Origin of the sequence: Massilia sp. Root133 (assembly GCF_001426525.1) — a bacterium.
Lineage (GTDB): Bacteria > Pseudomonadota > Gammaproteobacteria > Burkholderiales > Burkholderiaceae_D > Telluria > Telluria orientalis.
The window spans coordinates 462870-487102 of record NZ_LMEW01000001.1 but is presented as its reverse complement, the minus strand read 5'-3'; the positions used below and the strand labels follow the sequence as shown (position 1 = coordinate 487102).

General features: G+C 65.7%; 16 protein-coding genes. 5 read left to right on the top strand and 11 right to left on the bottom strand.

Translation table 11 applies throughout. From position 1 onward, the window contains the following. Positions 1–40 precede the first annotated feature (40 nt). The gene (locus ASD28_RS02220) at positions 41–766 is read left to right on the top strand and encodes a 16S rRNA (uracil(1498)-N(3))-methyltransferase (protein ID WP_056123247.1); all 726 of its coding nucleotides are present in this window, start codon (positions 41–43) and stop codon (positions 764–766) included. A gap of 7 nt (positions 767–773) precedes the next feature. On the opposite strand, the gene ASD28_RS02215 is transcribed toward ASD28_RS02220, so the two are convergent. The 4 genes from ASD28_RS02215 to ASD28_RS02200 all read right to left on the bottom strand — a co-directional run bounded on the left by ASD28_RS02215 (position 774) and on the right by ASD28_RS02200 (position 6180). Then, the gene (locus ASD28_RS02215; protein WP_056123628.1) at positions 774–1778 is read right to left on the bottom strand and encodes an NADP-dependent oxidoreductase; all 1005 of its coding nucleotides are present in this window, start codon (positions 1776–1778) and stop codon (positions 774–776) included. Positions 1779–1797: 19 nt separating this feature from the next. Continuing rightward, positions 1798–2604 (bottom strand): oxidoreductase, encoded by an 807-nt coding sequence (locus ASD28_RS02210; RefSeq protein WP_056123239.1) that lies wholly within the window; start codon positions 2602–2604, stop codon positions 1798–1800. Between the two features lie 63 nt (positions 2605–2667). Further along, on the bottom strand, positions 2668–3282 hold the full coding sequence (locus ASD28_RS02205) for a TetR/AcrR family transcriptional regulator (RefSeq protein WP_056123235.1): 615 nt from the start codon (positions 3280–3282) through the stop codon (positions 2668–2670). A 111-nt stretch (positions 3283–3393) separates the two neighbouring features. Then, on the bottom strand, positions 3394–6180 hold the full coding sequence (locus tag ASD28_RS02200) for a TonB-dependent receptor domain-containing protein (RefSeq protein ID WP_229411884.1): 2787 nt from the start codon (positions 6178–6180) through the stop codon (positions 3394–3396). Between the two features lie 786 nt (positions 6181–6966). On the opposite strand from ASD28_RS02200, the gene ASD28_RS02195 reads away from it, so the two are divergent. Beyond that, positions 6967–8583 carry an NAD(P)/FAD-dependent oxidoreductase gene (locus ASD28_RS02195; protein ID WP_056123231.1) on the top strand — a complete coding sequence of 539 codons (1617 nt, stop codon included), beginning with the start codon at positions 6967–6969 and terminating at the stop codon, positions 8581–8583. 317 nt (positions 8584–8900) lie between these two features. Continuing rightward, complete coding sequence (locus ASD28_RS02190; protein ID WP_056123228.1) at positions 8901–11570, top strand: TonB-dependent receptor; 2670 nt, start codon at positions 8901–8903, stop codon at positions 11568–11570. Between the two features lie 55 nt (positions 11571–11625). Here ASD28_RS02190 and corA read toward each other — a convergent pair whose 3' ends face one another. From corA to glnA, 5 genes are all read right to left on the bottom strand, one after another. Continuing rightward, positions 11626–12594, bottom strand: a complete 969-nt coding sequence (gene corA, locus ASD28_RS02185) for a magnesium/cobalt transporter CorA (RefSeq protein ID WP_056123225.1) — start codon at positions 12592–12594, stop codon at positions 11626–11628. A gap of 115 nt (positions 12595–12709) precedes the next feature. Next, on the bottom strand, positions 12710–14218 hold the full coding sequence (ntrC, locus tag ASD28_RS02180; protein ID WP_056123221.1) for a nitrogen regulation protein NR(I): 1509 nt from the start codon (positions 14216–14218) through the stop codon (positions 12710–12712). 63 nt (positions 14219–14281) lie between these two features. Continuing rightward, entirely contained in the window at positions 14282–15367 is a 1086-nt protein-coding gene (gene glnL, locus ASD28_RS02175) for a nitrogen regulation protein NR(II) (RefSeq protein WP_056123218.1), read from the bottom strand. Position 15368: 1 nt separating this feature from the next. Then, on the bottom strand, positions 15369–15884 hold the full coding sequence (locus ASD28_RS02170; protein WP_056123216.1) for a DUF4124 domain-containing protein: 516 nt from the start codon (positions 15882–15884) through the stop codon (positions 15369–15371). A 162-nt stretch (positions 15885–16046) separates the two neighbouring features. After that, positions 16047–17462, bottom strand: a complete 1416-nt coding sequence (gene glnA / locus ASD28_RS02165) for a type I glutamate--ammonia ligase (RefSeq protein WP_056123213.1) — start codon at positions 17460–17462, stop codon at positions 16047–16049. Positions 17463–17779: 317 nt separating this feature from the next. Here glnA and ASD28_RS02160 point away from each other — a divergent pair, with 317 nt between their 5' ends. Both ASD28_RS02160 and ASD28_RS02155 read left to right on the top strand, forming a co-directional pair. Beyond that, a complete protein-coding gene (locus ASD28_RS02160) occupies positions 17780–18238 on the top strand; it encodes a rhodanese-like domain-containing protein (RefSeq protein WP_056123207.1) in 459 nt (152 codons plus the stop codon). 100 nt (positions 18239–18338) lie between these two features. Next, positions 18339–19427 (top strand): hypothetical protein, encoded by a 1089-nt coding sequence (locus ASD28_RS02155; protein ID WP_056123204.1) that lies wholly within the window; start codon positions 18339–18341, stop codon positions 19425–19427. Here the strand turns inward: ASD28_RS02155 and ASD28_RS02150 are convergent, their stop codons facing one another. Together ASD28_RS02150 and ASD28_RS02145 are read right to left on the bottom strand one after the other, a co-directional pair. Further along, positions 19428–20786, bottom strand: a complete 1359-nt coding sequence (locus ASD28_RS02150) for a TAXI family TRAP transporter solute-binding subunit (RefSeq protein WP_056123200.1) — start codon at positions 20784–20786, stop codon at positions 19428–19430. A 10-nt stretch (positions 20787–20796) separates the two neighbouring features. Next, positions 20797–24171 (bottom strand): transglycosylase domain-containing protein, encoded by a 3375-nt coding sequence (locus ASD28_RS02145; RefSeq protein ID WP_156403654.1) that lies wholly within the window; start codon positions 24169–24171, stop codon positions 20797–20799. Positions 24172–24233 lie beyond the last annotated feature (62 nt).

Below are 24233 nucleotides of genomic sequence, written 5' to 3'. Positions count from 1 at the left end.
CTTTAAAATGCCCGCTCGTTAACGGTTCCGATTGCCATCCATGCCACGTTTTTACTGTCCCCAGCCGCTCCTTCCCGGCAGCGTCGTCGACCTGCCGGAAGCGGTCGCCCACCATCTGCACGTCGTGCGCCAGCAGAGCGGCGACGAGCTCGTGCTGTTCAATGGCGAGGGCGGCCAGGTGCGTGCGCGCCTCGCCGAGATCGGCAAGCGCCGCGCCAGCGCCGAGGTGCTCGCGCTGGAAGCCGTCGACGTGGAACTCCCTTTCCGCGTCACGCTCGCCCAGGGCTTGCCGGAAGGCAGCAAAATGGACTGGATCGTCGAAAAGGCCGTCGAGCTGGGCGCGGCCGGCATCGTGCCGCTGGCGGCGCAGCGGTCCGTTGTGCGGTTGTCCGGAGACCGTGCCGACAAGCGGCTGGCGCACTGGCAGGGCGTCGTCGTCAGCGCGTCCGAGCAGTGCGGACGCAACCGGCTGGCAGACGTCGCGCCCGTGCAGGACGTCAACCGCTGGCTGGCGACGCCCGGTACCGGCACGCGCATCCTGCTCTCCCCGCGCGCGGACGCATCGCTTGCCCAGTGGGTGCGCGCGACACAAGCGCACGACGTCACCCTGCTCGTCGGGCCGGAAGGCGGTTTCACGGACCAGGAAGACGATGCGGCGCGGGCGGCCGGCGCGCTGGCGCTGTCGATGGGCCCGCGCGTGCTGCGCACGGAGACGGCCGGATTGGCCGCGCTGGCGATCCTCGCGGCGGGCTGGGGCGGGATCTGACGGGGCGTCAGTCCGCACTCATCCGGAGCACGACCTTGCCTTTCGCCCGCCCCTGCTCGAGATAGTCGAGTGCGGCCCGGGCGTCGGCGAACGGGAACACCTTGTCGATCACGGGGCGGATCCGTCCGGTTTCCACCAGGTCGCCGATTGCGGCGAGCTGGGCACCATCGGGGCGCACGAACATGAACGCATAGCTGGCGTCGCGTTGCCTGGCCAGGCGCCGGATCTTGCGGCTCAGCAGGCCGAACACGAGTTTCATCACGACATTCATGCCACGCGCGGCGGCGAATGCCGCATCCGGCGGGCCGACCAGCGAGACGACCCGGGCATGGGGCCGGACGATGCGCAAGGCCTTTTCCAGGCCGTCGCCCCTGACCGTGCCCAGCACGGCATCATAGCCTTGCAAGACCTGCTCGAACGCCTGGCGCTTGTAATCGACGACGTCGTCGGCCCCGAGCGCGCGCACCAGGTCGACGTTGGCCGTGCTCGTCGTGGTGCCGACCGTCGCGCCGAGCTGCTTCGCCAGCTGGATCGCAAAGGTGCCGATGCCTCCCGACCCGGCGGGAATGAACACCTTCTGCCCCGGTTCGAGCCGCAGCCGTTCCTTGAACGCCTGCCACGCCGTCAGGCCGACCATGGGCAGGGACGCCGCTTCGACGAAGCCAACGTTCGCCGGCTTGCGGGCCGCCACGCGCTCGGGGACGGCCACGAACTCCGCGAAACTACCCCTGCCCAGGTCGAAGACGCTGGCGTACACGGCGTCGCCGACCTGGCACCGGCTCACGCGGCCGCCCACTTCCACCACCGTGCCGGCGAGGTCGCTGCCCATGACGGCCGGCAGGTCGAACTTGAGGATGGGCTTGAACATGCCCTTCGGGATCATGTTGTCGATCGGGTTGATGCCGGCGGCATGGACCCGGACCAGGATCTCGTCCGGTCCGATCGTCGGGCGGGGAACGTCGGCGATGTGCAGCCCGTCGGCGCCGTAGCGCTCGAGTATCAGTGCTTGCATGGTGTCGTTCATGTCGGTCTCAGGCCAGGTGCAGGTCCTTGCGCAGGCCCGCGTCCATCATCGCGCTCGGGGCCAGGGTGCGCAGCAGGCGCAGGCGCTTTGCCAGCCTGCCGGCTGTGTAGCGCAGTTTCGGACGGGGCGCCTGCGCGGCCTCGAGCACGGTGTCGGCCACCACGTCCGGTCCTTCCGCACCTTGCATCAATTCCTTCAGGCGCCCGGTGACGGCGGCGCGGACGTCGCGGTAGGCGTCGAGCACGGCGTCGGGTTCCAGCAGGTTGGCGTCGAACGGGGTCTTCGTGTAGGCCGGCTCGACGACGATGGAGCGGATGCCCCAGTTGCGCAGTTCGTGGTCCAGCGATTCCGAATAGCCTTCGATCGCGTGCTTGGTGGCGGCGTACAGCGCGCCGTAGGGCATGGGCAGGAAGCCGAGCACGGAACCCATGTGGACGATGCGGCCGGCCCGTTGCCTGCGCATCTGCGGCAGCACGGCGCGGGTCATGCGCATTACGCCGAAGACATTGGTGTCGAAGATCGCTTGCGTCTGCTCCATGGAACTTTCTTCGGCGCCGGCCGGCGCCACGCCGAAGCCCGCATTATTCACCAGCAGGTCGATGCGCCCTTCCCGCTGCACGACGGTCGCGACCGCTTGTTGCACCGACGCGTCGCTGGTGACGTCCAGCGCGATCATCTCGAAGCCGGCGCTCCCGCCCTGTGCACCGCGGCGGCTGGTGCCGTAGACCTTGTAGCCGGCGCCGGCCAGTCGTTGCGCCACGGCGGCCCCGATGCCGGACGATGCGCCCGTGACCAGTGCGATCTTTCTTTCCATGCTAGTTCTCCTGAGTGAGCAATTCATATGACGATCATCATATCTGTGCGCAAAAAAAACGGCTCAGGTGGAGCCGCCGGCCGGTATCAGCCGCTTCATCGCCGCCTGCCGCAATGCCTTCGACATCTTCGGGTCGTCCACGGCCCGGGCGATCATGATCGTGCCGACCAGTCCGCACACGAGCATCATCGCCCGCTCGTGGGCTTCCGGCTCGCCCCAGTCCGGCATCTGCCGGGCCAGCAGGTCGATCATTTCCTTGATGCGGCTGGTCGCCGCGTGCCGCACTTCCGGCGCCTGGCGCGGCATTTCCGAACCGAGCGCGGCGATCGGACAGCCCGTCTCGATGGCGCCGAGGTGCTCATCGGACAGGTACGCCTCCATGATGTGCTGCAAGGCCTCTCCCGCGGGGGCCGCCGCCGCGATGTCGGCCGCCAGGGCCACGGACTCGGCGCCGGCGCGGTCGCCGGCTTCCGCCAGCAACGCATCGCGCGACGCGAAGTGCGCGTAAAAGCCGCCGTGCGTCAGACCCGCTTCCTTCATGATGTCGGCCACGCCCGTACCGCCGTAGCCACTGCGCCGGATGGCGCGCGCCGCGACGTCGACGATGCGCTCGTGGGTGGCTTCCTTGCGTTCCTGGACGGACGACCTGGTCTGTTTTGCTCGCATGATGACCATCATATCAGCAATTCACCGATCGGTACGTACACAACCAAAAAAAACACCCCGCGGTGGACGATGTCCAGCGCGGGGTGCTCGAGGCCCGGCGACGCCAGGCTCAGGACGCCATTATCAGAACGTGTAGGCCAGGCCCAGGCTGAAGAAGCGGCCGATGGCGCCTGCCTGGTGCAGCGAGGCGTTGTACGACGTCTGGGCGCCCGAGTTGCCGTAGGTCGCCACGTCAGCCGGCGGCTGGCGGTCGAACAGGTTCAGGATCGAACCCTTCAGCGTCAGGTTCTGGCTCAGCCTGTATTGCAGGTTCAGGTTGACCGACGTGAACGATGCAACATGGCAGTAGTACTCAGGCTGCGGCAGGTTGCGGAAGTACGCGCGGCCACCCACGTTGAAGCTGGTGCCGCCAGGGCCCGAGCAGTCGGTCACGCCCAGCGACGGGTCGATGGTCGAGAAGTCGCTGGTGTAGTTCACCGTCGTGTTTACGTCCACCGGGCCACGGCTCCAGGCCAGCGAGAACTGTGCGCGGTCTTTCGGGCTGCCGGTCGCGCCGGAGATCGCCGACGGGCCTTGCGTGCCGGCCAGCTGGTAGCTCACGCCACCGGCCGCTTCCGTGATGTAGCTGAACGTGTGCGCGGCGCTCAGGTTCGCCTTCAGGGTGCCCAGGTCGCTCGGCAGGCGCCAGCGGTAGCCGATGTCCGCTTCGATACCGCTCGTCTTGGTGCCGCCCAGGTTCACGTACGGCGAGGTCGCGTAGATGATCGGGCCCAGCGCCGGGGTGCCGACGGTGGTGGTGCCGTCGCCGTTGGCGATGTCCAGCGGGGTGATCGGGCCGCGCACGAATGCCGGGACATAGCTCGGATCGTTACCGGCGGCCGACACGATCTGGTTGGTGACCTTGATGTTGTAATAGTCGAGGGTGGCGTTCAGGCCACGCACCGGCTCAAGGATCACGCCCAGGGTGTAGGACGTCGATTTCTCGGGCGACAGCGACGGCGTGGTCAGCTGGACGTACGGCGGGTTCAGGCCGCAGGCGGTCGGCACGTTGCCCTTGGTGTTGGGGTTGCCGTTCGCGCACAGGACCGGGTCGTCGATACCGTTGAAGGTGAAGAACGAACCGGCATTGCCCACCTCGGCCGGGTTCGGCGCGCGGAAGCCCTTCGCGTAGGTACCGCGCACGCCGAACATGTTCGACGGTGCCCACTTGAAGCTGGCCGCCGGCGTGAACTTGTTGAAGTTCTTGTAGTGGTCGTAACGACCCGACGCGTGCAGTTCCAGGTTCTTGATAGGCGTTGCCTGCAGTTCGGCGAAGGCTGCCGTGTTCGTCTCGTCGCCGATCACGAATGCCGTGGTCTGCGCCACCTGGCCGTTCGCGGTCAGGCTGGCCGCCGGCGAGTTCTGGGTGCGCTTGTGGTAGTGCAGGCCGGCTGCCAGGGCCAGCGGACCGGCGCCCAGTTGCATCAGCTCGCGCGAACCGACCGCGTCGAAGTAGTTCAGCTTCGACTCGAGGGTATTCGAGAAGTGCGGCGACACCGTATTCAGCAGGGCCGGCGAGTTGCCGCCGACCGGGTTCCAGGTGCCGTTGAAGATCGCGTTGTACAGGGCGGCACGGTCGATGTAGCCGCTGTAGTCGATGTCGGTCTTGACCTTGGTGATGCCGCCGGCGACGTTGATGTCCCAGCCGTAGGCGCTGCCATGCAGGTCGAGCGCGAAGCGGGTCGTGGTCGCGGTGTTGTCCTGGGTCGCGAACGGATCGGTGCCCGGGATGAAGCCATACAGGCGGGCCGGGGCGCCCAGCTGGTTGAACGTCGCGGTGGCCGGGATCAGGGTGCTCGGCACGCGGCTGTTGCCGGAGGTCACGACGCCATTGCTCAGCGAGTTGTTGCCGCCGAACGTGGTCGGCGAATAGGCCGACAGGTAGCTGCCGCGGTTGTTGATGCTGTTACGCTGGAACATCGAGCCCTTGAAGGCCAGTTCCCAGTCCGCGTTCAGCTTCTTGGTCATGCCGACCAGCAGGTTGATGTTCTCGGTCTGCGGCTGGATGTTGGTGACGGTATCGCGGATCGCGCAACCGCCGCTCATGTACAGGTTGTAGTTACACTTGGTCGGATCCAGGAACTGGAAGTTGGCCGGGTTGCTGGTGCCGCCGGTGCCCGCCGGGTTGTACAGGAACGGGCTGTTGGTCGCGGTCAGGCGCGAGTTCAGGCCGTTCGGGACGCCCAGGCGGATGTTGTTGCCGCCGCGCGAACGCCAGTCGGCATTGGCCCAGTCGAACTGGTCGCGGTCCGCTACCTTGATCGAACCCTGGCGGCGCCATTCGGCGGTGACGAAGGCGTTGTAGCCGTCGTTGTCCAGGTCGCCGATACCGGTGCTGATCGACGCGCGGTGCGTCTTGCCGCCGCCGTGCTGGGTGTTGCCGGATTCGGCGGCCAGACGGGTGCCGTTCAGGTTTTTCTTCAGCTTGATGTTGACGACGCCGGCGATGGCGTCGGAACCGTACAGCGACGAAGCGCCGCTTTTCAGGACTTCGATGCTGTCGATGGCATCGAAGGGAATCGAGGAGACGTCGACGAAGGCGCGCTGGGCGTCGTCCGACAGCGGATACGGGGCGAGGCGGTGGCCGTCGACCAGCACCAGGGTCGCGCCGACCGTCAGGCCGCGCAGCGAAATGCCCGAAGCGCCGTTCGCGAATGCGCCGGAGAAGCCGGTGCCGAGCGTACCCTGGCCGTTGGCGGCGAGGTCGTTCAGCAGTTCGGCGACGGAGGTCTTGCCGCTTTTCTGGATGTCCGCAGCCGTCAACACCTGCACGGGGGTCGGGGTTTCGGTGTCGGTACGGCTGATCAGCGAACCGGTGACGACAACGCGCGCCGGGGTCTGGGCGCTGACCGCGTCTTGCGTCTGAGCCATTGCTGGTGCTGCCAGCAGCGCACCGCTGGCAAGAACGCACGAAATCGCCAATGGCATCGACTTCAATTTAAACGTCATGAATACTTCTCCTTCTCGTATCTCTCAAAGTGGTTTCTTACGTTCACCAAATGCGGACACGGCGCTTACACGCGGGGGCGGCCAATCTGCGCCGCCCCAACTTGCACCCCGTTGCCTGCAAAGGCTTTTGGCCTGGTGCGTTTGAACTACTGGTGACTACCACACTAATCGATGTGTTTTTTCATCATTCGCCCTGTAGGACGAACCCTCTCAATTAACGTTTCCTAGATATCAAACGTTACTGATTTGTCGATAAAACCATAGCAAAAGCGAAAGTGTCAATAAAACACAATTGCCGAAATGTGTAGAAACAACACATTTAAAACACCGAAGAATTCACGCTTTTTCCTGATGCGCCGCAGCACCATAAAGGGTTTTGTTTTGAACAAATATTGCACTATTGAAGTGAGTCGCAAGAACTTGACATGCATATAGTCTGATTTCGACGCCGTATATCCTCGACGCACCGCAACAGGAAAATTCTGAACGTTACGCATTTCGACTGGAAACGTGGCCCCTGATACTGGATGTTCAGGTTGCCACCATGCATGGGGGAAGCCAACGTCGGTTGCTTGCCTACAACACAAACCGTGGCAATCCTTTCCTGCCGGCCCAGGTGGCCGATGCCTTATACTGGCGCCTGTACCGATCTGCCCCCGCCGGCACGGCGCCCGTCCGGCGCCGCCGCGCGCCGGCCCACCACTCATCATGCTGCGAATTAACGAACTCAAACTGCCCCTGAATCACCCCGACCACGCCCTGCGCGACGCCATCGTCGGCCGGCTTGGCATCGACAGCGGAGACCTGATCGATTTCACGCTCTTCAAGCGCAGCTACGATGCGCGCAAGAAGACCGCCATCGTCCTGATCTACGCCCTCGACGTGGAAGTCCGCGACGAGGCGGCCGTGCTGGCCCGGCTGGCGCGCGATCCGCACATCGTCCCGGCGCCCGACACCGGCTACAAGTTCGTGACGGCGGCCCTGCCCGCACCGGGCACGCCGCGGCCGGTGATCGTGGGCATGGGCCCGTGCGGACTGTTCGTGGCGCTGATCCTGGCCCAGATGGGCTTCAAGCCGCTCGTGCTGGAACGCGGCAAGATCGTGCGCGAGCGTACCGTCGACACCTTCGGCTTCTGGCGCAAGCGCAAGCTGAACACGGAATCGAACGTGCAGTTCGGCGAAGGCGGCGCCGGCACCTTCTCGGACGGCAAGCTGTACAGCCAGGTCAAGGATCCGAAGCACTATGGCCGCAAGGTCCTGAACGAGTTCGTGAAGTCGGGCGCGCCGGAAGAAATCCTGTACGTCAGCAAGCCGCACATCGGCACGTTCCGTCTGGTGAAAATGGTGGAACAGATGCGCGCGGAAATCCTCGCGCTGGGCGGGGAAATCCGCTTCCAGACGCGCGTGGAAGACGTGCTGATCGAGGGTGAAGGCAATGCGCGCCAGGTCGTGGGCGTCAAGCTGCACACGGGCGAGACCATCCCGACCCGCCACCTCGTGATGGCCGTCGGCCACAGCGCGCGCGACACGTTCGAGATGCTGTACGAGCGCGGCGTGTACGTCGAAGCAAAACCGTTCTCGATCGGCTTCCGCGTCGAGCATCCGCAATCGCTGATCGACGTCTGCCGCTTCGGCCCGAACGCCGGCAACGAGATCCTCGGCGCGGCCGACTACAAGATCGTCCACCACGCCTCCAACGGCCGCAGCGTGTACAGCTTCTGCATGTGCCCGGGCGGTACCGTCGTGGCCGCCTCGTCCGAGGAAGGCCGCGTCGTCACGAACGGCATGAGCCAGTATTCCCGTGCCGAGCGCAATGCCAACAGCGCGATCGTCGTCGGCATCACCCCGGCCGACTATCCGGGCCATCCGCTGGCCGGCATCGCCTTCCAGCGCGAACTGGAATCGCGCGCCTTCGTGCTGGGCGGCAGCAATTACGATGCTCCGGGCCAGTTGATGGGCGACTTCGTGCGCGGCGTGCCGTCGAAAGAATTCGGCAGTGTGACGCCATCGTTCAAGCCGGCCGTGCACCTGACCGACCTCGCCCCGGCCCTGCCCGACTATGCCACCGTCGCGCTGCGCGAAGCCTTCGTCGCATTCGACAAGCAGATCAAGGGTTACTACAAGGAAGACGCCGTGCTGACCGGCGTCGAGACCCGCACGTCGTCGCCGATCCGCATCAAGCGCCACGACGACAACCTGCAGAGCCTGAACACGGCAGGCCTGTATCCGGCCGGCGAAGGCGCCGGCTACGCGGGCGGCATCATGTCGGCTGCGATCGATGGCATCCGCGTCGCGGAAGCCGTCGCACTGGCCATGGTCGGCTGATTTCCCACTGCCTCATCCCCGGCGCCGGTCGCACGGCCGGCGCCCGCCAGCATGGCCGAAACAACACATTTCCTCCAACTTAGACGTATTTACATGAACATGTCGTAAATACACATTCAATTTCACAAAGAAATATTGTTTCAGGTTTTTACAAGTGCTAATGCAAATCTGTCTGTTTTTGACGTAATTACACAACAAATTTGCGCGAATTTTAGTTTCTGTGGTGTATGTTTACTGTTCTTGAAATATTGGCGATCCACTATTTCAAACTTGTAACCTACAAAAACAGGAACCAAGAGATGCTCACAGAAAAAACCATGGCGCGGACCCTGCGCCTCGTATTCTCCGGCACGACGCTGGCAGCCGGCTTCGGTTTTGCCGGCACCGCCCTGGCACAAACCCAGGAAGTGCAACAGGCGCCGATCGCGCGTGTGGAAATCACCGGCTCGGCGATCAAGCGTATCGATGCGGAAACGGCCGTGCCCGTTACCGTGCTTCGTGTCGAAGACCTGAAGAAGGAAGGTCTCACCACCATCGAACAGGTGATGTCGAACCTGAGCGTCTCGCAAGCCCAGCAAGGCACCAGCCAGTCGGTCGGTTCCAGCACGGGTGGCGCATCGTTCGCCAACCTGCGCGGCATCGGCCAGAACAAGACCCTGGTGCTGCTGAACGGCCGCCGCCTGGCGAACAACGCCTACGACAGCTCGGCACCGGACCTGAACATGATCCCGTTCGCCGCGCTCGAGCGCGTCGAAGTGCTGCGCGACGGCGCATCGTCGCTGTACGGCTCCGACGCCGTGGGCGGCGTGATCAACTTCATCACGAAGAAAAATTACCAGGGCGGCAGCGCCACCTTCGGCGAAGACGTCCCGTCGCATGGCGGCGGCCGTTCGATCAACGCGAACGTCGCGCTGGGCTGGGGTGACCTGGATACGCAGGGCTGGAACATCTCGGCCGTGATCGACCACCAGGAACAGTACCCGCTCACCGGTACCGACCGCTCGTACAACACCCGCTACCCGGGCGGCCTGTCGACGTCGACCTTCCCGGCCAACTACTACCAGGGCGGCGACAGCGTCAACCCGGCCGGCCCGGGCTGCACGACCGGCGTGCACACGATCCCGGACGGCGGTTCCGGCTGCATCATGACGACCTCGTCGTTCGTCGACTACATCCCGCGCAACATCCGCGACTCCGGCCTGATCCGCGGCACCCTGAAGCTGGGCCAGCACGAACTGGGCGTCGAGTACCTGACGAGCCAGAGCGTCGTGGGCACCACGATCGCCCAGGTCCCGTACGGCGGCCTGTACATGAACCGCCTGCGTCCGGACGGCACGGCCAACCCGTACTACCCGGCCGGCCTGGACCCGACCTACACCGAACCGTTCATGCCGGCCGGCGTGAAGCCGGGCTTCGCGCACGTGAAATGGCGCGACATCCCGAACGGCGTGCGCCAGGACAAGAACACGAACCGCCAGCAACGCCTGGTCGTCTCGCTCAACGGCAACGTGGCCGGCTGGGACTATGACGGCGCCGTCACGTGGAACGAGAACCGCGTGCAGGAGCAGCTGTTCGGCTACAGCGACGGCGGCCTCATCACGCAGGGCGTCCGCGACGGCATCATCAACCCGTTCGGCGAACAGTCCGCCGCCGGCACCGCGCTGCTGAACTCGGCCGGACTGTCGGGCACCATCCAGACCGCGCGCGGCCAGACCACGGGCCTCGACTTCCACGCCAGCCGCGAGCTGGGCGACTGGCTGAACGCCGGCCGCGGCGCCGCCGTGGCGCTGGGCGCGCAAACGACGTACGACAAGTTCACGAGCGCCGCGAATACCGAGTTCGCCGAGAAGGTCGTCGCCTCGACCGGTATCGACCCGAACACGCTCAACTCGGGCTCGCGTCACACGTACGCCGTCTACGGCGAACTGAACGTGCCGATCCTCAAGACCCTGGACGTGACGGGCTCGGTCCGCTACGACAAGTACAGCGACTTCGGCAACACGACGAATCCGAAAGTGTCGTTCCGCTGGCAGCCGACGCAGGCCGTGCTGGTGCGCGGTTCGTACTCGACCGGCTTCCGCGCCCCGTCGCTGTACGACATCCACTCGGCCCAGACCTTCACCAACAGCGCCGGCACGTATGACGACCCGGTCAACTGCCCGGGCGGCACCCCGCTGCCGGGCCACTCGCGCGCCGCGAACTGCGGCCAGCAGTTCCAGGTGCTGGGTGGCGGCAACCCCGCGCTGCAGCCGGAGAAGTCGAAGAACGCCACGCTGGGCATCATGCTCGAGCCGCTGAAAGGCCTGAGCGTCGGCGTCGACTTCTGGGCCCTGAAGCTGGACCACCAGATCGGCGTGCTGAGCCTGGACGACATCTTCGCCGACAACGTCAAGTACGGCACCCGGTACCACCGCAACCCGGCCGGCGAACTGTCGGTGGACGGTTCGCAGTGCCCGAACCCGGCGACCTGCGGCTACATCGAGCGCCTGAACGAGAACCTGGGCGGCATCATCACCAACGGTCTCGACCTGTCGGCCAACTACCGCCTGCGCAGCCACGGCTACGGCACGTTCTCGTTCGCGTCGAACACGACCTACGTCCACAGGTACGAGTACCAGAACACGGAAGGCGGCGAGTGGCACCAGAACGTCGGCGTGTACTCGGGCACGGGTCCGGTGTTCCGCTGGCAGTCGACCAACAACGTGGTGTGGAACCGCGACGCCTGGTCGGCCGGCCTGACCGCCCGCTACAAGAGCGGCTACATCGACCAGGATCCGACCAACCATGTCGCTTCCTACACGACGTTCGACCTGTTCGGCGCATGGCAGCAGAAGAAGGGCCTGGGCCTGACCGTCGGCGTGCGCAACCTGCTGGACAAGGATCCGCCACTGTCGTACCAGGACTACACGTTCCAGGCCGGCTACGATCCGCGTTACACGGATCCGCTGGGCCGCACCTTCTACGCGCGCGTGAACTACACGTTCTAAGCACGTAGTCGAACAGCAAATCGAAAGCCCGGTGCAGCGCGCACCGGGCTTTTTTTTATAGCCAGCCGGCCTTCTTGAAGAGCCGATAAAGATAGGCGCACACGCCGACCATGACGGCGAGCGCCATCGGATAGCCCCACTTCCATTCCAGCTCGGGCATGTACTTGAAATTCATGCCCCACACGCCCGCGAACGCCGTGAACACGGCGAAGATCGCGGCCCACGCGGCCAGGCGTTTGTTCACTTCGCTCTCGTCGATCGAGACCATCGACAGGTTCACCTGGATCGCGGTGCTGATCGTGTCGCGGATCGCGTCGAGGCGCCCGGCGATGCGGATCAGGTGATCGTGCACGTCGCGGAAATAATCCTCGGTGCCCTGCACGAGCGGCGGGACGCGGCCGCCGTGCAGCCGGCCGATCGCTTCCAGGAGCGGGAACACGGCGTGGCGCAGCACGAGCCCCTTGCGCTTCAATTGGTACAGGCGCTCGACGTTCTCGCGCTGGGCGCCGTGCGTGAAGATGCGGTCCTCGACGGTTTCGAGTTCGGATTCGAGCATGTCCACGACGGGAAAGTAGCGGTCGACGACGGCGTCCATCAGCGCGTACATGACGAAGGCCGAGCCCATCTTCAGCAGATGCGGTTCGCGCTCGGCGCGCGCGCGCACGCCCAAGAAGCCCTTGGCGGAATCGCGGCGGACGGACAGGACGTAGTTCGCGCCGGCGAAGATCGCCAGCTCGCCGGTGGCAACGTGGTCGCCATCGACGAGGTCGAGCATGTGCACGACGGTGAACAGGCAGTCGCCGTATTCCTCGATCTTGGGGCGCTGGTGGCCGCGCGCGGCATCTTCCACGGCCAGTTCGTGCAGGCTGAACTCTTCCTTCATCTGCGCCATTTCGGCGTCGGTGGCGTCGCGCAGCGCAACCCAGACGAAGCAGCCGGGTTTGCAGAGGTAGTCGCTGATGTCCTCGACGGGGATGTCGGACAGCTTCTTGCCTTCCTGGTAGGCGACACAGTTGATCAGCATGTCATCGAAACGTTGTTGCTAGGATGACAGAGCTTACACCATACCGCCCTTCGAATAACGCCCCCCAGACCTTCGAATAAGGTCCCCCGGACCTTCGAATAAGGTCCCCCGGACCTTATTCGTCCTTTGCCCCATCGATGCCGAGCTCGGCAATCTTGCGCGTGATGGTATTGCGCCCGATCCCGAGCCGGATCGCCGCGTCGTTCTTGCGGCCGTGCGTGTGCTTCAGCGCCGTGCGGATCAGTGCGGATTCGAACTGGCGGCCCAGCACGTCCATCACCTCGACCTGTCCATCCGACAGCATGCGTGCGGCCTGCAGTTCCAGCAGGCCGATCCAGCCGTCGGCGCCGTTCGGCAGCGCGCCCGGTTCGGCGTGGTGCGCGCTGCCGGAAGACGGCGACGCCAGCGAGACCGTGCCCACGCCCGAACTGATGCCGACGGCGAACCCGTTGCCGCCGGCCGGCACGGGTTGCGCCTGGGTCAGGTCGCGCGGCAGGTCCTTGACTTCGACGGTCTGGCCCGGCGCCATCACCGTGATCCAGTTGCACAGGTTTTCCAGCTGGCGCACGTTGCCGGGGAGCTCCAGGCCGGTGAGGAAGCGCAGCGCGTCGTCGCTCATGCGCTTGGTCTCGACGCCCAATTGGCGTGCACTCTGCACCAGGAAGTGGCGCACCAGAATGGGGATGTCTTCGCGCCGCTCACGCAGGCTGGGCAGGCGCAGGCGGATCACGTTCAGGCGGTGATACAAGTCTTCGCGGAACAGGCCGTCGCGCACGCGCTGTTCCAGGTTCTGGTGCGTGGCCGCGATCACGCGTACGTTGGCCTTCACGGGCTGGTGGCCGCCCACGCGATAAAAATGGCCGTCGGACAGCACGCGCAGCAAACGCGTCTGCAGGTCGAACGGCATGTCGCCGATCTCGTCGAGGAACAGCGTGCCGTTCTCGGCCTGTTCGAAGCGGCCGCGCCGCATCGCCTGCGCGCCGGTGAACGCGCCGCGCTCGTGGCCGAACAATTCCGATTCCAGCAGGTCCTTCGGGATCGCGGCCGTGTTGAGCGCGATGAACGGCTGCTGCGCGCGCGGGCTGTGCTTGTGCAGGGCGCGCGCGACGAGTTCCTTGCCGGTGCCCGACTCGCCGGTGATGAGCACCGTCACGTTCGACTGCGACAGGCGGCCGATGGCGCGGAAGACTTCCTGCATCGCGGGCGCCTGGCCCAGGATCTCGGGGGTTTCGGACGGCGCGATGTCGACGCTGGCCTCGCGCAGGCTCTCCTCGAGCGCGCGGCGGATCAGGGCGACGGCCTTGTCGATGTCGAACGGCTTGGCCAGGTACTCGAAGGCGCCGCCCTGGAACGAGGCGACGGCGGAGTCGAGGTCGGAAAAGGCGGTGATGACGATGACCGGCAGGCCGGGATGGCGCTCCTTGACGGCCGCCAGCAGGTCCAGGCCCGATTCGCCCGGCATGCGGATGTCGGACACCAGCACCTGCGGCGTGTCCGTTTCGAATGCCGCCAGCGCTTCGCGGCCGCTGGCAAAACTCCGGGTGGCGAGGTTCTCGCGCGCCAGGGCCTTTTCCAGCACCCAGCGGATCGATGCATCGTCGTCGACAATCCAGATTGGTTTCATGTAGTTCTACTTCCCGCGAAGGTTCAAGGGGGATTGCCGGACATGCCCCTCGTCTTCACCCGCTTATGGCAGGGGAATCAGGATGCGGAAATCCGTCAATCCAGGCCGGCTCTCGCACTCGATCATGCCCAGGTGCTGTTGCACGAAGGTCTGTGCCAAGGTCAGCCCGAGACCGCTGCCGCCTTCGCGCCCGGAGACGAGCGGGTAGAAGATGCGGTCGCGGATATCGGGGGCGATGCCCGGTCCGTTGTCGATGATATGCAAGTCTAATGCCAGGCCGTAACGGACCTTCGCCAGGGTCACCTGGCGCGCAACGCGGGTGCGCAGGACGATCTCGGCGTCGCCCGCCGCGATACGCGTGCGCAGGGCCTGGGCGGCGTTGTGGACGATGTTCAGGACGGCCTGGATCAGTTGTTCCTTGTCGCCGCGGAACTCGGGAATCGACGCGTCGTAGTCGCGCCGGATCGCGAGGCCCGACGGGAATTCGGCCAGCACGAGGCTGCGCACGCGCTCGCACACTTCGTGGATGTTGACGTCGCCCACGATGTGCGGGCGGCGGTGCGGCGCCAGCAGGCGGTCGACGAGCGTCTGCAGCCGGTCGGCCTCCTTGATGATCACCTGCGTATATTCGCGCAGCGAACTCAGGTGCACGGCCGGCAGTTCCAGCTCCAGCAGCTGGGCCGCGCCGCGGATGCCGCCCAGCGGGTTCTTGATCTCGTGGGCGAGATTGCGGATGAGTTCCTTGTTGGCCAGGCTCTGGTCGAGCAGGCGCTCCTCGCGGTCGGTCTTCAGTTGCTGGACGTTCTCGCGCAGCTCGACGACGACCTCGGCCTCGCCCGCCGCGCTGACGATGCTGTGCACGTGCAGCGGGTCGCGCGCGGGGCGGAACAGCGTCAGGTCCTGGCGCAGGTCGGCATATTTGTGGGCGATCGCCTGTTCGCACAGGACGCCCAGTTCGTCGCCGTTCGTGAACAGCCCGACCAGCTTCTGGCGCGACAGCGATTTGGCGGACATGTCGAGCAGGTGCTCGGCGGCCGGGTTGGCGTAGCGAACGAGCCCACCGGCATCTGCCACCAGCACGGCGGAGGCGAGCATGTCGAGGCCTGCGAAACGGTCGTGCTGGAGAAGTTGGGCCGATGTCCCGTTCATGTCATTTGATGTTGGCGATCTCGCGCTTGAGCGCTTCCACGTTCTTTTCGCTGCGGCCGATGTTGTCGCGCATCTGGGCCACGCGTTCCTGGTACTTCGCGTAATTCTTTTCGTTGCCCTGGCGTTCCGGCTCGCCGTTGTTATAGTCGCGCTTCAGGTCCGCCAGCTTGCGCTCCTCGGCACGCAATTCGTCCTCGAGGATCGTGCGGCGGTCGTCGTCGCGCGCCTTCTGCGTGGCCGTGTCCACCCGCGGGAAGCCGGCGGGATTCGGACTCGCCGCCGCCGGGCGCCCTGCCCCCTGGCGCATCGTCACCGCGGGCGCGGCGCGCGGCGCCGGTGCGGGCGTGGACGCGACATAGCCCGGCAGGTCGAGCACCTTGCAGCCCGGTTTATTGATGTCGGTGAATTCCACCCGGCCGTTCTGGTCGACGCATTTGTAGATGACGGAATCGGCCCGCGCCTCGTGCACGGCAAGTCCTGCGAGCAACAACAGACGCAGGAGGAAGCAGCTTGTCATTCGCATCAGGTCGGTCTGGATGCATGGTTGGGAAGCTTCCGACTATACCCCATCCAGTAAAAAACGCGAGGCAGCCGGCTGGCTTTCCCCGCGTTTTCGTTACCGTGTGGATACACTCCGGTGTCAATCGTTTCCAATGCGACACCGGGTGATGCCAACGAATTACGACGAGTAGTACATGTCGAATTCGGCCGGGTGCGGGGTCATGCGCAGACGCTGGACTTCGTTCATCTTCAGGTCGATGTACGCGTCGAGCATGGAATCGCTGAACACGCCGCCGCGGGTCAGGAACTCGCGGTCCTTGTTCAGGGCGTCCAGTGCTTCTTCCAGCGACGAGCAGACCGTCGGGATCAGCTTGTCTTCTTCCGGCGGCAGGTGGTACAGGTCCTTCGTCGCGGCTTCGCCCGGGTGGATCTTGTTCTGGATACCGTCCAGGCCGGCCATCAGCAGGGCTGCGAAGCACAGGTAGACGTTGGCCAGCGGGTCCGGGAAGCGGGTCTCGATGCGGCGGCCTTTCGGGTTCGCCACGTGCGGGATGCGGATCGATGCCGAACGGTTCTTGGCCGAGTAAGCCAGCTTGACCGGCGCTTCATAGCCCGGCACCAGGCGCTTGTACGAGTTCGTGCCCGGGTTGGTGATGGCGTTCAGGGCCTTGGCGTGCTTGATGATGCCGCCGATGTAGAACAGGGCCGTTTCCGACAGGCCGGCATAGCCGTCGCCCGCGAACAGGTTCTTGCCGTCTTTCCAGATCGACTGGTGGACGTGCATGCCCGAGCCGTTGTCGCCGTTCATCGGCTTCGGCATGAAGGTGGCGGTCTTGCCGTAGCTGTGGGCCACGTTCCAGATCACGTACTTCAGGTTCTGGGTCCAGTCGGCGCGCTCGACCAGGGTCGAGAACTTGGTGCCCAGTTCCATCTGGCCCGCGCCCGCCACTTCATGGTGGTGCACTTCGACCGGGATGCCCATCGATTCGAGGATCAGCGAGATTTCCGAACGCATGTCCTGGAAGCTGTCGACCGGCGGGACCGGGAAGTAGCCGCCCTTGACGGTCGGACGGTGGCCGCTGTTGCCGCCTTCGAATTCCTTGTCGGTCGACCAGGAAGCTTCTTCCGAATCGATCTTGACGAAGCAGCCCGACATGTCGATCTTCCAGCGGACGGAGTCGAAAATGAAGAATTCCGGTTCCGGACCGAAGTAGGCGGTGTCGCCGATGCCCGACGATTTCAGGTACGCTTCGGCGCGCTTGGCGATGGAACGCGGGTCACGGTCGTAGCCCTTGCCGTCCGACGGTTCGATCACGTCGCACTGCATGAACACGGTGGTCTCTTCAAAGAACGGGTCGATGTTCGCAGTGTTCGGGTCAGGGATCAGCAGCATGTCCGATGCTTCGATGCCTTTCCAGCCGGCGATCGACGAGCCGTCGAATGCGTGGCCGGATTCGAACTTGTCTTCGTCAAAGTGCGAGATGGGAACGGTCACGTGCTGTTCCTTGCCGCGGGTATCGGCGAAACGCAAATCAACGAACTTGACTTCGTTGTCCTTCAGCATCTGCATTACATCTGCGGCGGTCCTTGCCATTCCAGTATCTCCTAAGTCAAAAAGGGGTGTCGATGCCAACCGGGCATGCGACAGGCGCATAACCTTCTAAGCAGAAATTATGCCAGCATTTTTCCATGAACAAATAAATAATGATTACTTTGAGGCCGCTCAATTTGCCCCTTAAAATCAATGACACCTTAAGCGTGCACGATCTTGGCGCAAACTCGTCCATACGCACCAAACAAGTGCAATTTTTCGAGTATGCACCAAACTAATGCGCGATGCACCAAAAGTGCGAGCCCTAGCTTAGCAACGACCCGCGACGGTGCGCAACCAGCCTACAAGGAATTGATGACATGACTACGACCGACGAGATCCTCGCAGACGCCAGGGCCCGTACGCCCGGCCAGCCGTACGCGGGCGCCGTCACGCCCCGGGAAGCGTTCGAACTCCTGCAAGCCGACCCCAGGGTGAAACTGGTCGACGTGCGCACGAATGCGGAGCGCGACTGGGTCGGCCGCCCCGCGATCCCGGAAACCCAGCACGGCGCCGTGCAATGGACGTTGTACCCCGGTGGTGCGCCGAACCCGGATTTCGCGACGCAGCTGCAGAACGTGGCGACCCCGGACGACGTCGTGTTGTTCCTGTGCCGTTCCGGCGTGCGTTCGCGCCACGCCGCGCGCACCGCCACGGAACTGGGCTACCGGAATGCGTTCGACATCCTGGAAGGCTTCGAGGGCGATCGCGATCCGGAAGGCCACCGCAAGACGGTCGGCGGCTGGTGCAAGGCCGGCCTGCCCTGGATCGGCGCCTGAACTTTCGCCCGGCCTCCCGGTCGCACGTGAGAATCGCAGAGATTCGCCACGGTGCGCGCGTGCTAGCATGCGGGCTCACTGCTGACCTGGAGATGTAGCCATGACGACCCCATCCGCTGTCCCTGCCCGCCTGCGCGTGCGCCTCCTGTGCGCCGGCATCGCGGCGCTGCTGTGCGCGTGCGGTCCCGGCGGCCCGAAGCGCGAGACGGACGACGGCAAGGACGGCGATTCCGGCCCGAGCACGGGCATCAGCGTGCTGGCCGGCGACGCCGCCACCGGCGGCACGGTGGACAGGAAAGGCACGGCCGCCCGGTTCAACACGCCGCGCGGCCTGGCGGTCGACACGAACGGCAACGTGTACGTGGCGGACGAGGGTAACGCCGCCATCCGCAAGATCGCACCGGACGGCACGGTCAGCACGTTCGCCGGCGTGGCAGGTTCCAGCGGCACGGCCGACGGCAAGGGCAACCGCGCCCGCTTCACGCAACCCACCGCCGTCACGATCGACGGCAGCGGCGACCTGTACGTCCTGGACGGCACGACGATCCGCAAGATCACCTCCGACGGCACCGTCACCACCGTGACCCGGCTCTCGTTCGGCAATTTCGGCATCGACCCGCAGAACATGCCGGCCGGGATCGCGGCCGACAACAACGGCAACCTGTACGTCACGTCGGGCGTCGACACGCGGCGCATCCCGGTCGCGAATCCGGGCCGCGCCACGACGCTCGAAACGGGCGCCGTCGCGTCCATCTACGGCACGGGCCAGCTGGTGCCGCGCGGCGTGGTCGTCGACCCCGACGGCACCGTGTACGTGGCCGACCTGTTCCGCACCCTCAGCCGTGCCACGTCCGGCGCCACCGCACTCACGACCTTCGTCGGCGCGCGCAACCAGTTCGGCAACGCCGACGGCAATGCGTCGACCGCCCGCTTCCAGCAACTGATCGCGCTGGCCATCGACAAGGACGGCAATCTGTACGGCGCCGATGCCATCAACAACACGGTGCGCAAGATCACGACGCCGGACGGCATTGTCGCGACACCCGCCGGCACGGCCGCGTCGACGACGCTGCGGACCGGCAAGCTGCCCGGCAGCTTCGCGCAGCTGCGCGGCATCGCGGTCGACGGCAGCGGCAACCTGTACGCGTCGTCGGGCAATGCCGTCGTGAAGATCGTCCTGGCGCAGTAATTACGCGGCGTTCTTCGCGGCCAGCATGAGCCGCACGCGCTGGCGCACGAAGTTGATGTGGCTGCGCAGGCCATATAACGCATCCGCGTAAGCGAGCGGGATCGAGATGTGATTGACGCGCTGCTCGATGCCGTCGAGGCGGCGCAGCAACTCTTCCCGCGCCTCGTCGCGGTGTTCGTCCTTCGCGTTTTCCAGCGCCTGCTCGACGGCGCGCAACTCGCCGTACCAGCGGTACACGCGCGAGCGGATGCGCCACACGTACAGCGGCGGCACGATCTTCGACAGCGGAATGATCAGCGCCGCCAGCGCCACCACGACGACCCACAGCCGGTCGAACAGGTTCGCCAGCCAGAACGACAGGTAGCGCTGCAGGAACGGCGGACCGTCGCGGTAGTATTTCGCCGCCTCCCGCGCCACCGGGATCTCCGTGTAGCGCGGCGACGGGAATTGGCCCTGCTGCTGGAACCAGCCCGTCCCGCCATGGATCTCCGTGGCCGCCTTGACGAACAGGTCGATCAATGCAGGATGCAGGTCCTCGCGCGCGACCAGCGTGGCCGTCGGCGCGATCAGATGAAAATCCTGGGCCGGAATGTCGCGTCCGAGGTCGACGATCCCGCGCGGCAGCACGACGTGCGTGAGGAACGGCAGCCGGCGCGTGTACGCCTCCGCCTGGCGGAAATTGAAGAGGCGAATGCCCGGCGTCTGCAGCAGCATCTGGATCAGCGGCGCTTCCGGCGCGGAGCTGAACACGAGGCCATCGATATGCCCCGCCAGCAACTCCACGGTGGCGGGCGTGTTCTCGAGCGCGGAGAGCTTCAGTTGGCGCGGCTCCAGGCCGTTCACGGCGAGGACCTGGCGGAACAGCTTCGGCACGCCCGTCCCTTCCGGCCCGAGGTTGATGCGCAGGCCTTTCAGCTGCACGATGCTGTCCATGTCGCGCTTGCGGCCGTGCGCATCGCGCTCGCGCAGGAACAGCCAGACGGGTTCCGTGAACAGGCTGCCCAGCGACACGAGGCCGCGCCGCTCGGCCTGCGCCTCGCTCGTCGACCCGCTCTGCACGAACGCGATATCGGCCTTGCCGTCGATGAGGCGCTGCAGGTTGTCTTCCGATCCCAGCGTGCGCTGCGGATCGACCTTGATCCCGTCGCGGGCCAGGATGGTCGCGTACTTGCGGCCGAATTCCTCGTACGCGCTGTTCTCCTGCCCCGTCGCGAGGATCACGTGGCGCGGCGGCGCGGGGTCGACGACGATGTACGCGACGATGCACGCGGCCAGCACGAGCACGGCCGTCGGCGCGACCGCCACCAGCAGGTCGCGCAACGAGACGAGACTGAATTTACGCAGCGGGAGCCGCTTCATGCGGCCCGGCTCACTGCAGCACTTCTTCCACGGCGGCCGGCTTGGGACGCGCGGGCTTCGGTGACGGCGCGGCCGGATCATCGCGCTTGACCGCCGGCTTGTGCGGCGCCGGCTTCGGCGGGACGTCGGCGTCGGCCTTGCGGACGCTGACCGCCTTCGGATGATCTTCCGCGGCCGGCTTCTTCACCGCGGGCTTCTCGGCCGGCTTCTCGGCGGCCTTCACCGCCGGCTTGGCAACCGGTTTCGCAACCGGCTTCGCGACCGGTTCCTCGACGGCCGGAGCCTCCACGGGCGGCGCGGCATCGGCCGGCACGGGCTGCTCGGTGTCGCGCGCGACGGCATCCGCCGGGCCCGCCGGCGCCGGCGCGGCACGTTCGACGTGCAGGCCCGGGATGGTGACCGTGTCCTGGTGCTGGATCATCGGCATCAGGCTCGGCGCCAGTTTCACGAGCAGCTGCACGGGCAGGGCGCTGGTGAAGTCGTAGTGCGCGGAATCCGGACCGTGGACGTACGCCGTCATGCTGCCGAAGAAGCGCTCGCCGATGTTGAACACGAACGTGGCCGAGCGGTTCACGTAGCGCGATTCGATCAGGCGGTGGCCGGCGCCGTAGACGTCGAAGCGCTGGTCACCCGTCCCCGTCTTGCCGCCCAGCGCGATCACGCTGCCGTCGTCCTTGACGAACGCCGTCTTTGCGCGCTTGGCCGTACCTTCCTGCACGACGCCGCGGATGGCGTTGACGACGGCGCGCGCCACCTGGGGATTCAGCACCTGCTCGCCCTTCTCCGCGTCGCCGCGCTTGACGAGGGTCTCGTATGGCGTGTCCTTGGCGAAATGCAGCGAGTCGATGCGCTGCGTGGGCTTGCGCACGCCGCCGTTGATGAGGATGCCCATCAGCTCGGCCAGCGCGATCGGACGGTCGGCCGACGCGCCCAGCGTGGTCGCGTACGACGGCACGAGCGAGTCGAACGGATAGCCCATCTTCTTCCACTGCGCGTGGATCTTGAGGAAGGCCTCCACTTCGATCAGGCCGGCGATGCGCTTGTCCTGGGCATGCTTGCGGTGCGTCTTGAACAGCCACGAATACACTTCCTGGCGTTCCTTCGTCGACGCGCCGACGACTTCGTCCCAGCCCGCTTTCGGATGCGTGCGCAGGTAGCCCACGAGCCACAGTTCGAGCGGGTGCACGGAGGCGACGTAGCCGCGGTCGGCCAGCGACATGTTCGCGACGGCGTACTGGTCGTACATCTTGGCGATGCGCTCGTCGTCCACCTCGGCGTCGGCCGGCAGGTACTTGTGCAGGAAGGTGCCGAATTCGGCCAGCGACGCGTCCGGGTAGATCGTGCGGTGCACGGCCGCGACCTTCGACGCACGGATGCGCACGCCCTGCATCAGCGCCGTCTCGACCTCGTCCCAGTTCTTGCCGCGGTACTTGTTCCAGAAGCGGGCCAGGAAATCCTTGCCTTCGCGGTCGGCGAAGCGCGACAGATATTCCGCGCGGCGCGGATCGTCGGCGTCGGCCAGCAGTTGTGCGGACGAGCCGGGCAGCTGGAACATGTAGTAGCGCACGACGTCGCGCATCAGGCGCACGAACACGAGGTTCGTCGAGTTCTGCAGCGCCTGCTGGACGGTGAGGATGCGGCTGTCGTCCAGCTTGCTGAAGTTGCCGAAGATGTGCACGCCGCCGCCCGTGAAGAACGCTTCGCCCGGGTTGCCCGAATACTTGCGCTCCATCGCCGCGCCCAGCATCGGCACGAGGCCGCGGTCGGCGCCGTCCGGCAAGGTCTGGAAGTAGTCGACGGCCCACTGGGTCAGGCGGTCTTTCGGATCGACCTTGACCTGGGCGAGTTCAGCTTTCGACATCGGCTCGTAGCGCTGGTGCAGCTGGTCGACGATGTCGAGATAGGTCGTCAGGGTGCGCAGCTTCGCGGTCGAACCGAGGTCGAGCTTGGCGCCCTCGTTGATGTCGAGCGGCTGGTCGTAGTTGTCGGTCTGGACGCGCAGGTAGTTGACCTTGTCGCCCCGCTCCATCAGCGTGAAGCTGTACACGACCTTGGACGGGTCGCCGTTGCCCAGCATGCCCTTGCCCGTGAGGCCCGCTTCCGCGGCCGCTTCGTTGTCGGTCAGCTTGCGCAAGGTGGCCGTCACGGCCTTCTGTGCGTCCGAATTCAAGGTCGTCACCACCGACAGGTCGAGGCGGTCGAGGTTGTACAGGCGCGAGTCGCCCAGCAGGGTGGCGAGGTGGTTGCGCACGGCGTTGGCGGCCTTGCGCGTGACGAACGTGTTCGCGGGCGGCGGGGCGACGCCGGAACCGAGTGCCGGATGCAGCACGGTGGCGATGGCCGCGTCGCGCAGCGCGGGCGAAATGACGCCGGCCTGCGCGAGCACGCGCAGGTGCGAGTTCGTGAGGATTTCCAGGTCCTTCTCGCCGGCGCCCAGGTAGTACGCGGGGCGGCGCTGCGCGATCATCAGCGACAGCGCTTCCTTGTACACCAATGCGAATTCGGGCGTGACCTGCCTGCTCGAGAGGATGCGGTTCACCTCCGCGAAATCGCGGCCGTACCAGACCCACATGCCGTCGCCGATGCCGTTCACCTCACCGTAACCGAGCTTGGCCGACAGCGGCACGGTGTTCAGGTATTCGAGCACGATGCGGCGCCGGGTCGGGCCCGTGTTCTCGCCGTCCAGGTAGGAACGCAGCGTGGCCGACGCCATCTGGCGCAGCTTGTCGCCCAGCGAGGCCGTGCGGCCTTCCGGCGAGTGGCGGTATTTTTCGATCTGCGTGGCGAGCGTGCTGCCGCCGGCGACGCGGCCGCCGCTGCCCACGCCGATCGAGTGCAAGGTCTTGTCGAACACGGCTTTCGAGAAGCGGTCCCATTCGACGGCCGGGTTACGCTTCGGATACGTCGTGTCGAGCAGCTCGCGGTTCTCGATGAACAGCAGGCTCTTCACGAGCAGCTGCGGCGTGGCGTCGAACTTCTCGTACAGGCGCTCGGGGAAGCGGGCCGAGAACAGCGGCTCGCCGCTGTAGTCGAGGATGTCGAGGCCGGCGCGCGTCTTTTCGTGGTACGTGGCGAACAGGCCCATGTCGGCCAGTTCCAGCATCTTGGGCGACATGCGCGCCTGTTCGACGACGACGTAGTCGCGCGTCTTGAGCTTGGCCAGGTAGTTCGGCAGGTTCGAGTAGCCGAGGCGCTCGTCGTACGGGCTGGCCTGCGGGAAGCGGATCGCGTCGCTCGGGCCCTTGGCCATGCGGTAGTTGAGTTTCTTCGTCAGGCCGGCGAAGAAGTGCGCTTCGAGCGCCGACGTGCGGCTTTCGTAGACCGCCAGGCCGGCCGCACCCGCGACCGCGAGCAGCAGCAGCACGAGGAACGTGCGCTTGACCATGCGCCAGCGGCGCCTGGGCGGCGCCGGCGGCGGCTCGGGCGGCGTGTCCGCTCCGACCCCGC

What these genes read in the sequence shown, in the direction of transcription:
- ASD28_RS02170 (WP_056123216.1), bottom strand. Translation starts at nt 15,884, where the DNA reads ATGACAAGCTGCTTCCTCCTGCGTCTGTTGTTGCTCGCAGGACTTGCC.
- ntrC (WP_056123221.1), bottom strand. Translation starts at nt 14,218, where the DNA reads ATGAAACCAATCTGGATTGTCGACGACGATGCATCGATCCGCTGGGTG.
- glnA (WP_056123213.1), bottom strand. Translation starts at nt 17,462, where the DNA reads ATGGCAAGGACCGCCGCAGATGTAATGCAGATGCTGAAGGACAACGAA.
- corA (WP_056123225.1), bottom strand. Translation starts at nt 12,594, where the DNA reads ATGCTGATCAACTGTGTCGCCTACCAGGAAGGCAAGAAGCTGTCCGAC.
- glnL (WP_056123218.1), bottom strand. Translation starts at nt 15,367, where the DNA reads ATGAACGGGACATCGGCCCAACTTCTCCAGCACGACCGTTTCGCAGGC.
- ASD28_RS02205 (WP_056123235.1), bottom strand. Translation starts at nt 3,282, where the DNA reads ATGATGGTCATCATGCGAGCAAAACAGACCAGGTCGTCCGTCCAGGAA.
- ASD28_RS02220 (WP_056123247.1), top strand. Translation starts at nt 41, where the DNA reads ATGCCACGTTTTTACTGTCCCCAGCCGCTCCTTCCCGGCAGCGTCGTC.
- ASD28_RS02145 (WP_156403654.1), bottom strand. Translation starts at nt 24,171, where the DNA reads ATGGTCAAGCGCACGTTCCTCGTGCTGCTGCTGCTCGCGGTCGCGGGT.
- ASD28_RS02190 (WP_056123228.1), top strand. Translation starts at nt 8,901, where the DNA reads ATGGCGCGGACCCTGCGCCTCGTATTCTCCGGCACGACGCTGGCAGCC.
- ASD28_RS02160 (WP_056123207.1), top strand. Translation starts at nt 17,780, where the DNA reads ATGACTACGACCGACGAGATCCTCGCAGACGCCAGGGCCCGTACGCCC.
- ASD28_RS02200 (WP_229411884.1), bottom strand. Translation starts at nt 6,180, where the DNA reads ATGGCTCAGACGCAAGACGCGGTCAGCGCCCAGACCCCGGCGCGCGTT.
- ASD28_RS02210 (WP_056123239.1), bottom strand. Translation starts at nt 2,604, where the DNA reads ATGGAAAGAAAGATCGCACTGGTCACGGGCGCATCGTCCGGCATCGGG.
- ASD28_RS02195 (WP_056123231.1), top strand. Translation starts at nt 6,967, where the DNA reads ATGCTGCGAATTAACGAACTCAAACTGCCCCTGAATCACCCCGACCAC.
- ASD28_RS02155 (WP_056123204.1), top strand. Translation starts at nt 18,339, where the DNA reads ATGACGACCCCATCCGCTGTCCCTGCCCGCCTGCGCGTGCGCCTCCTG.
- ASD28_RS02215 (WP_056123628.1), bottom strand. Translation starts at nt 1,778, where the DNA reads ATGCAAGCACTGATACTCGAGCGCTACGGCGCCGACGGGCTGCACATC.
- ASD28_RS02150 (WP_056123200.1), bottom strand. Translation starts at nt 20,786, where the DNA reads ATGAAGCGGCTCCCGCTGCGTAAATTCAGTCTCGTCTCGTTGCGCGAC.